Origin of the sequence: Sulfuricurvum sp., from assembly GCF_049305995.1 — a bacterium.
Taxonomy (GTDB): Bacteria; Campylobacterota; Campylobacteria; order Campylobacterales; family Sulfurimonadaceae; genus Sulfuricurvum.
In genome coordinates this window covers 1-6,403 of the sequence record NZ_JBAQPS010000137.1, presented here as the reverse complement: position 1 = coordinate 6,403, position 6,403 = coordinate 1, and the positions used below count along the sequence as shown (strand labels likewise).

Annotated in this window: 6 protein-coding genes and 1 CRISPR repeat array; all 6 genes read right to left on the bottom strand. The window is 38.5% G+C overall.

Translation table 11 applies throughout. From position 1 onward, the window contains the following. Window positions 1–60: 60 nt before the first annotated feature. Window positions 61–1,130: direct repeats of the CRISPR family, unit length 30 nt; unit sequence GTTTCAATACATCAGATGTGTCGGTTCAAG. A 166-nt stretch (window positions 1,131–1,296) separates the two neighbouring features. Continuing rightward, window positions 1,297–1,608, bottom strand: coding sequence for a CRISPR-associated endonuclease Cas2 (cas2, locus tag WA010_RS04585; RefSeq protein WP_422555971.1), 312 nt, complete (start codon window positions 1,606–1,608; stop codon window positions 1,297–1,299). Continuing rightward, on the bottom strand, window positions 1,605–2,609 hold the full coding sequence (gene cas1b, locus WA010_RS04580) for a type I-B CRISPR-associated endonuclease Cas1b (RefSeq protein WP_422555970.1): 1,005 nt from the start codon (window positions 2,607–2,609) through the stop codon (window positions 1,605–1,607). The genes cas2 and cas1b overlap by 4 nt, the downstream gene beginning before the upstream one ends. Window positions 2,610–2,628: 19 nt before the next feature. Next, window positions 2,629–3,882 (bottom strand): ATP-binding protein, encoded by a 1,254-nt coding sequence (locus tag WA010_RS04575; protein ID WP_422555969.1) that lies wholly within the window; start codon window positions 3,880–3,882, stop codon window positions 2,629–2,631. Window positions 3,883–3,966: 84 nt separating this feature from the next. Further along, window positions 3,967–4,458: a CRISPR-associated protein Cas4 gene (cas4, locus tag WA010_RS04570; RefSeq protein WP_422555968.1), complete on the bottom strand. Its 492-nt coding sequence runs from the start codon at window positions 4,456–4,458 to the stop codon at window positions 3,967–3,969. A 198-nt stretch (window positions 4,459–4,656) separates the two neighbouring features. After that, window positions 4,657–5,340, bottom strand: a complete 684-nt coding sequence (locus WA010_RS04565) for a Fic family protein (protein ID WP_422555967.1) — start codon at window positions 5,338–5,340, stop codon at window positions 4,657–4,659. 48 nt (window positions 5,341–5,388) lie between these two features. Continuing rightward, a partial coding sequence (locus WA010_RS04560) for a helicase-related protein (RefSeq protein ID WP_422555966.1) occupies window positions 5,389–6,403 on the bottom strand: 1,015 nt, incomplete at its 5' end.

The window sequence follows — 6,403 nt, the reverse complement described above, 5'->3', positions numbered from 1 at the left end:
AATACATCAGATGTGTCGGTTCAAGCAAACAACTGCTATAAACAATAGGATTATTGTTACGTTTCAATACATCAGATGTGTCGGTTCAAGATCTCTTTTTCGATATTTGTTCCCGCTGTTGGAACCGTTTCAATACATCAGATGTGTCGGTTCAAGAGAGCCGAAAGTCAAAAAAAAAGCTGCTCCAAAAATGTTTCAATACATCAGATGTGTCGGTTCAAGGAATTCACAACGATGAACCCGACAACTCTCGAAAGTTTCAATACATCAGATGTGTCGGTTCAAGAAAGCTTTCGCTGTTTGGCAGCTATCGAAGTTCATGTTTCAATACATCAGATGTGTCGGTTCAAGGGGGTGGAACAGTCCACACAATCAAAAAGGTACGGTTTCAATACATCAGATGTGTCGGTTCAAGTATGCAGGCAATGATTTATAAGGAGTCGAAGCTAGTTTCAATACATCAGATGTGTCGGTTCAAGCCCCTACTCTTTAAAGCTAACTCGGCTAATTATCTGTTTCAATACATCAGATGTGTCGGTTCAAGTTATTCGAAATCAGATAACTCAGCCATTATTATGGTTTCAATACATCAGATGTGTCGGTTCAAGGGTACTAATACTATTTTGGAGGATCAAAATGATTTCGTTTCAATACATCAGATGTGTCGGTTCAAGATGCTCAATCACGTGATGATAGTCTTTTTAATTTGTTTCAATACATCAGATGTGTCGGTTCAAGCTCTTTGATCTTTAGAGGATAAATATAGATTCCCCGGTTTCAATACATCAGATGTGTCGGTTCAAGTGGTTTCCACGAGATTAGAATACATTTTAGAGAGGGGTTTCAATACATCAGATGTGTCGGTTCAAGATACTACTCTCAGCTCTCAAACAAGATCAACACTAGTTTCAATACATCAGATGTGTCGGTTCAAGTTCTGCTGGTGTATCAATGGCTATGCCTTTTACTAGTTTCAATACATCAGATGTGTCGGTTCAAGATTGTTCAAGACGAGGCATAGAACCGTCCATAAGGTTTCAATACATCAGATGTGTCGGTTCAAGCTTTCAAGGGACATTCAAATATGAGCAGTTGATTAAGTTTCAATACATCAGATGTGTCGGTTCAAGAAAGAAAAATAGGGGCTTTGAAAAATCGCCCTCCCCTATTTTTGGGAATTTTAGGCACTTTTTCCAATCATTTTAACAATGAAATTTCAAAAAGCTTCCAATCCGGTTGAAAACCCCTTATTATAGCCCTATTCCGCAAAAAAATCCATATCATCGGTTGGAAAAATCAGATGAAAATCGATTCTTGCTCCCGTTCAGTATTACCGATTGTCTCTTCACTAAAACTTCCGCTATGGAGAACTTTTATGATCGTGATAAAATCGAGTTTTGGATCGATCACTTTTTTGAGTTGGGCAATCATTTTGATTTGATTGGAGGGGGTGATATTGCCTCTAAAAATCGATTTCTGGTGGTGTTTGAGATATTTTTTACAGATTTTGAACACTTTGGCAACGCGATATTTCCCCACTTCACTAAACTCATCGGCGATATCGTAAAACAAAAAGAGGTAGTTGTAGTTGGTCGTGTCTTTTTTCACTCTTTATCCTTAAGTGAAAAAGCTTTAAACTCCCGCCCTTCGACGATGGATTTGATCAGTTTGTAACCATCGAGCTTGATCGCGTGTTTATACGAAACTTTCCGTTTGAGTTTCGGGTGCATGAACGATTCGTTGAGCCGCTCTTCGAATGCATCGATAAAGATTTTTTTACCCTCGGTATTGAGGAGTGCATAGTTGAGATTTTTATCGAAATGTTTGGTCACTTGGAGTTTTTTACGACCGACGAGATCGAAAATCGTCCGAAAAACGATGATCGGTTTAAACGCTTCGCTCAAATCCAAACTCAGACTAAATCGCCCTTCGCGCGGACTGTGGAGAAAACTGATCGATTGGTTGAGATGGGTATTGTAAATCGCCGAGATCGTTTTCGTATAGAGCAGTGTATTTCCGAAACTCACTAGCGCGTTCATCGGATTATCAGGGGGGCGTTTTACCCGTTTGTTCATCAAAAAATCTTCGGGCAAAAAATGGCTAAAACTGTCATAAAAACGGCTCCATACCTGCCCTTCGATAAACAAAATCTGCTCAATACGCAACTCTTTATCCAAAAAATTAGGTACGTCGTTTTTGAGCCAATCGAGATAAGGTTTGAGTTCTTTTTTATCATGGCGATAATAGTGATAGAGAGTTTCATGGATGTTTCGGGCGATAGCGTTGACGATGGCTTTGGCGATGATGAGACGGTTTTCGATATACATGATCGACTGTTTAATCGTCAAATTACCGCTAATGAGCTGATCTTTGGGATAAAACGTCCCGCTGTAGTTACCGTGATAATTAAACAGATGTAACGTTATCCCCGCACGGGCAATAAAATCTAAAAGTTTAGTGTTAAAACTCACCTCATTCATACAATACAGTTCGCGGGTGTCCTCGATAGGGATGTAAAAATTCCCTTTTTCGTTGATAAACGCGATGGAGTTATCTTTGCGCTTTAACTCCCCCATCGAAAAGATATATCGGGTATGATTTTTTGCCATTTGTTGCCTCGCTTAGGAATTACGGTAATGCAAATCTCTCAAAACTTACCACCTCGACCTCTCCTATGATTTCGTCGCTCTCGTAGGTAATAAGTTTGCAGCTTTCGTCACCTTTTTTAAAAGCTTCAAAAGCGTTTAGCTCTCTCTTTTTCGTTTTCTCGTCGCTGATGTCGTATGAGACTTGGTAGAGTGTTTTATCGACATAAAAATCTATCTCGTAAGTATCTTTGAGATAGGTGAGTGTTTCATGTTTTTGCGCTAAAACATTAAATACGCCATTTTCAAGAGCCGCGCCCAAATTATCGGAAAATTTCGGCACTATCTGCAAAAAACCGTTATCTTTTAGATATATTTTTTTCATTGATTTGATACGCTCTTTAGGTTTGGTATGAAATCTGTCGATGCGACTCACTAAAAAAGTCTCTTCGAAATAGTGGATATACTCTTTGATGGTTTTATCACTGAGTTCAAAGGTAGATGCTAACGTGGTGTAGTTGAGCATCGTGCACGCATTGCCAATGAGATAAAAAAAGAGCCTCTCGATACTTTCACTATTACGTATCCCATAACGAGGAACGATGTCACGATAGATGATATTTTTTGCATAACTTATAAGTATCTCTTTTTTTGTAAAGGTATCTTCTACAGTAAAAACTTCATAAAAACCACCCCAGCGCAGATATTCCTCTTTGGCTCTAGCGATCTCGATTCGATTGCCTAGACGTGCGAGTTCATCGGCATAGTCGATCCCTTTAAAATCCAAAAACTCCGCAAATGAGAAGGTGTCGAGATGGATATTGAGACTTCTACCCGTGAGCAATGTACCCAAATCGTTTGAGAGCATCGAGGAGTTTGACCCCGTGATGATAAACTTGATATCGCTTGATTCGTACTTGCTTTTTATATAAATCTGCCAGTTTTCAAAAAACTGTATCTCATCGAAGATGACATAGATTTTCCCTTTCGGACCCAGCAGTTTGAGATACTCCTCATAAATCGTCTCCAAATAGGTCGCATCGTGGCGGTATTCCAAAAAAAACGGTTGTTCGAGATTGACGAATAGAATATTTTTCGGATTCACTCCCGTCTCGATGAGATGATGTATAGCCGTTTTTGCAAGGGTGCTTTTACCGCATCGTCGAATACCCGTGATGGTGATGATGTGTTTGAGCGGGAGATAACGAACCAACGTCGCAAACTGCTCTCGTTTTGCATAGGTGGACAACGCACCATTCCAATGAGGATTTTGCTCTTGAAGTATTTTTTTAATCATGATTCTTTATTTCCAATCATTATACAGAAGTATATTTATCAATATTATACATATATACAGAAGTTTGTCAAATATTAAGAGCATTTATATAAAACAATACTCATAATACGCACATTTCTTGCACTTGTTCTCGAACACGGGAGCGGGGGGAACACTCTGATCGATGAGCGATTCGATCTCACCGATAACTCCCAAAAGCACCTTCTCATTCTCCTCGTCCAACTCGACGATTTGGGTTTTACGATTTTGGCGGTTGGTTTCGATATACTCGATTTTTCCCCTCTTCTCTATCCCTTTTTGACGCAATAGATACAGATACAACAACACCTGCCATTTCACCGCTTCGGGGTCAGAGTCGGACTTTTTCACCTCGACGAGATAATCGGCGGTGAGCTTGTCGAGCCGAACGTTATCGATTTTAATCTCAGCGTGTTGGGATTTCTCCTCGTTGATTTCATGCAATACCTTGCCGATACGGACATCCTCCGAGTTGTCTTCGAGATTTAGACGATTGGCGTGCATCCAACACTGAGTTTTACAGTGAAAATAGTAGTTGATTAGGGTTCCGGTAATCATTTCTTTTCCAACATATTACTATCTCTCATTTTGTAGCTACTTGCTTATATTTTTTAACTGTCCGATTTTTTCGGACAATTCACCAATGACCACTTTCAAATGGCTACAATTTGAAGCCGATTGACTTTTTACATATTTTTTTGATTCAAAAAGTTGTATTTTTTCCATAGGATTCCTCTTTATTTATAAAACACAAGTTCATGCAACGTCAATCAATTTTAGACTTTCATTTTGAGCGATTAATAAAAATTCTGCTAATTGATTTGAATCCACTAATACGTCTAAATACTCTCGTCGGTTATCGTTGAGAATCAGCGGAGGGATTCCATCATTTTGGATAAACTGCAATGCCATCAAAAGCCGTCCGATTCGACCGTTCCCATCGGCAAAAGGGTGAATCTGTTCAAATTCGATATGAAACTGCGCTATCTCTTCGATACTCATAGCCGCGTTGAATCTGTACAGCAAATTATCGATGTGTTGAGAGATTTTCAGCGGTGAAGAGAGTTTTACATCCACCCCTTTGATATATCGCTCATCCGTTCGATACGCACCTATAGGCTTTTCTATAAATCCGCCCGAAACTTTTAATGCATCTTCAAACATAATGAAATGCAAATCTTTTATAAAAGAGGCGGTAATCTGAAAATGGGGATTATTCGCCTCACGTACCACCACATCATACGCCTTTGCAAACCCCAGCACCACAAGCTGCTCACTCAGCGGCTTCCCCCCTGCCGTAGTCCCATTTTCCAAAAGGACTTTTGTCTCACCAAACGTCAGACTAATCCCCTCGATAGCATTGGAGTGATGCGTAATAGAGATGCGAAGCTCACGAAAGAGTTGTTCTTTTTGACGTAGCGTTAAATTTGAGAGTTGCATATTTTTCCTTTAAATAATCATGGATACAAAGTCACCGTTTATTAAAATCTATAAAAAATTAGAATTTTTGACGGTATTGTATTGTTCCCTGTCAAACTTACCCTCAGAAGTTATAAACTCTTCATAGTTTTTAACATAATAGTATCCATATTCTTCTTCGCCAATATATGGTCTTTGCTTGTCATTAAACTTTAAAAGATTGAAAGTAAAAAATTGCATAAGTGAGTTAAGTTTTGAAGTGTAAATCTGTTTTTTTGCGTACCCATCTATTTTGTTTAGCTCTTGAAACTCATCCCAAACTTTTTGCCCGTCTAGTTTTCCATCACTCAAAAACACTTCATCCAAATCGTCAAATTCTTTAACACCTTTATAGATCGATAAATCGATTTGAAATGGAAAGTAGAGGGTAAAGTTTTGGGAGTTGATGAGGGTCATGGTTTTTGAAATCTCTTTATAATTGAGCTTTTTTAGCAATTCGGAAAAGTTTTCATAATTGGTCATTAGACCGTTTTGAAATCTATCCCCCTCCTTTTTAATTTTCCCCAAAACTTCTTCATAGTAGATACCAAACTCTTTGTTTTGTAAAATATCTCTGTATTTTGGTTGTGTTAAATCCAAACCTAAACGATTATCACCACGATATATTTTTTCAACAGAATCTAAATTAAAAAAATAGACCATCCCCTCTCTCAAACAACTCCGATTTATCCGCCCCATGAACTGCTCTTCACTATCAATCGTAGAAATATCTTTAAATCCGATATCCATATCAATATCTACACCCGCTTCGATGACCTGCGTCGCCACAATAATCAACGTCTCATTTTTACTTTTATTGATAACGTACTGACGATACGCTTTATTGTCATCACCGCTCAGTTCATACACATTATCAAACTCATCTTTGATAGCGTTATAAAACTCTCTGGCACTCTGTTTTTTGATAAATTCAAAGAGGATTTTTTTCTCTTTCGGTTGTGTACGTAAAATCTCAACCAATTTCTCTATACTCATCTCACCATCAATTAAAGAGAAATCCATCGTGACTCTTTTTTTAAATAGA